Raw genomic sequence first — 2,827 nt, forward strand, 5'->3', positions numbered from 1 at the left:
GCGCTGGATGCCAGCGTGCAGTCCGAGGTCATCGCCATCCTCGACGATCTCCGCCGCGAGCACAAAACCAGCATTCTGCTGATCAGCCACGACATCAACCTGATCCGCCGCTCCTGCGACAGGGTGGCGGTGATGCAGTCGGGAGCGGTGGTCGAAACCGGTGGCGCCGCTGAGGTCTTCGAGAACCCCGCGCATGTCTACACAAAGGCGCTCATCGCTTCGATCCCTGGCCTCAACTTCACCAAGCGCGACGGCAAATTGGCGGAGATCGGCACGACCGGCCTCAATCAGCCGAAGACCGCCGGCAGCCCGGCCGGTCCGAAGACAGACCGGCAGGTCGCCATCGCCTGCAAGGGCGTCAGCCATTCCTTCGGCGCCCAGCCGGTGCTGCACAAGATCGATCTCCAGATCGACAGGGGCGAGACGTTCGGGCTGATCGGTGAATCCGGCTCGGGCAAGTCGACGCTGGCGCGGATTGTCACCGGCCTGCAGACACCCAGCGAAGGATCGGTCGAGCTGTTCGGCAAAAGGGTCGCGGCGCGCGTCGAGAAGCGAGCGCCGGCCGAACGGCGGGAGGTGCAGATGGTCTTCCAGTCTCCCGACCGCACGCTCAATCCGCGCCACCGGATCGGCAGGATCCTCAGCCGGCCGCTACGGAGGCTCGCCGGCCTCGACCGAAGCGCGGCGCGGGAGCGGGTCGGTGAGCTGTTGCGGTCCGTCAAACTGGCGGGCACGACCGCGGAGCGGAAACCGCGCTCGCTCTCCGGCGGCCAGCGCCAACGAGCGGCTATTGCACGCGCCTTCGCAGGCGCACCAAAGGTCGTGGTGCTGGACGAGCCCACCTCGGCGCTCGACGTCTCGGTGCAGGCGACCGTCCTTAACCTCCTAAACGACCTGCAGCGGGAAAAGGACACGACCTATCTGTTCATCAGCCACGACCTCAAGGTCGTGCGCTACATGGCCGACAGGATCGGCGTGCTCTATCGCGGCCGGCTGGTCGAAACAGGATCATCCGAACAGGTCTTTCGCGGACCCAATCATCCTTACACGAAGCTGCTGCTGGCGTCGTCTTCCGATGAGGTGCCGGCTACCTCTTCAACGAGCATTTCGGGCGAGGCGCAGAACACCGGATGCGCATTCGCTGACCGCTGCCCAATTGCAGATGACGCATGCTGCAGGGCCGAACCGCCGATCAAAGAGGTGGAACCGGGTCACAGGATCGCTTGCTACAAGCGATAAACTGATCGGGCCGAAGCCGGGCCTGTCTTCGCTGCGGCGGCAGCATCGGTATTCGAAATGCGTGTAGTCGCAGAGACAATTATTACCCGCGCAGGCGCTTGCTTCGAAATCCGCGCCTTCTGATCGAACCACTGGCGAGGATAGGCTTGACCGAACGAAACCAGTTCGAAGTGGAAGCTCCGTTGACCTCAGCCAATCCAGACAAAGCCACGCTTTTCCTGCTTGCCCCCGATTTCGAGGATGTCAAGTTTCCGGGGCAGCGCTTCTTCTGCCGGCATTCGGCGCTGGTGGAAGGCTTGCTGACATCGTTTCCGGAACTTCTCGATGCGATCGATGTTCGCCGAATCGCCTTCCCCCGGCCGCGCGCCGAAGTGATAGAGCTTGTCGGAGAAGCCAATCAGGCGCTTCCAGTCCTGGTGCTGCCGGCCGGCGAGCCTTCGGCCCATGCCAGCGGCGAAGCCAATGACCGCAAATTCGTCTCCGGCGCGGAGCGGATCATCGATGCCCTGGTCGAGCGCGGGCTTATCCCTCCGCCGCATCCATGAGCTCGGACCGGATGAACCTCGCCACAGCCCCCCGGGGCGTACGTTTCAAGGCCGGCATGCGATGAGCAAGGCTTTTTCTTTCGCCGACCGAATTTCGGGATAATATCTATAAAGTTTATAGACTAAATGGACTAATTTCTGCATCGGTAGCACTTGGCCGTCTTTCGGCCGCGCGATGCGGAGATCCCATGGCTTATGCGCTCAGCCTGCTCGACAAGAGTCCTCTTTCCAAAGGCGAGAGCGCAACCGATGCGCTCAAACGGACCGTAGCGCTCGCGCAGCTGGCCGAGAAGCTTGGCTATCGCCGGTTCTGGGTGGCCGAGCATCACAACGTCGCGGAGCTGGCAAGCTCCTCGCCGGAGATATTGATCGCCCATCTGCTGGCCCAAACCAGCCGGATTCGCATCGGTTCCGGCGGCGTCATGCTGCAGCACTACAGCGCCTACAAGGTGGCGGAGAATTTCAACCTGCTTGCCTCGCTGGCGCCGGGCCGTGTGGATCTCGGCGTCGGCAAAGCGCCCGGTGGCCTGCCGCTTTCGACGCGAGCCCTGCAGGGGGATCGCGATCCCGCCCGTAAGCCGGACCTCGGCCAGCAAGTCGCCGAACTCGGCGCCTATCTCGACGGCGCCGGACCGGTCGCCGGGTTGAGCGCAACGCCTCGTCCTCCGATCGCGCCGCAGCGCTTCCTGCTGGGCGCAAGCGTCGAGAGCGCAGAGCTCGCCGCGGCCCATGGATGGGAGTTCGTGTTCGCCCGCCACCTCAACGGTGACGACGCTCTCCTCGACGAAACCGTTGCGGCCTATCGGGCCGCGACCGGGCGCGCGCCGATCATTGCGGTCTCGGTCATCGTCTCCGAATATCCGGGTGAGGCCGAGGCCGAAGCAGCCAAGATCAAGCTGTTCAAGGTACACGTTCCCGGCGCGCAAAGCGTGACGGTCGGCAGCGAGGACCAGGCGAAGGATTACGCGCGCCAATTGGGGACGAACGAGTACCGCATCGAGCCCAAGCAGCCAAGCGTGATCGCCGGGACGCCCGACAAGGTC

Annotated in this window: 3 protein-coding genes; all 3 read left to right on the top strand. The window is 63.9% G+C overall.

The annotated features are described in order from the left end of the window. Nucleotides 1-1,239 (top strand): oligopeptide/dipeptide ABC transporter ATP-binding protein (locus EOA49_RS31345; protein ID WP_164749366.1); only part of this gene is annotated, 1,239 nt, incomplete at its 5' end. A 182-nt stretch (nucleotides 1,240-1,421) separates the two neighbouring features. Continuing rightward, the gene (locus EOA49_RS31350) at nucleotides 1,422-1,784 is read left to right on the top strand and encodes a DUF3088 domain-containing protein (RefSeq protein ID WP_245460853.1); all 363 of its coding nucleotides are present in this window, start codon (nucleotides 1,422-1,424) and stop codon (nucleotides 1,782-1,784) included. 188 nt (nucleotides 1,785-1,972) lie between these two features. Beyond that, the coding region (locus EOA49_RS31355; protein WP_127243572.1) for an MsnO8 family LLM class oxidoreductase at nucleotides 1,973-2,827 on the top strand (855 nt) is incomplete at its 3' end.

The organism is Mesorhizobium sp. M1A.F.Ca.IN.020.04.1.1, from assembly GCF_003997315.1.
In the GTDB taxonomy this organism is placed as follows: Bacteria; Pseudomonadota; Alphaproteobacteria; order Rhizobiales; family Rhizobiaceae; genus Mesorhizobium.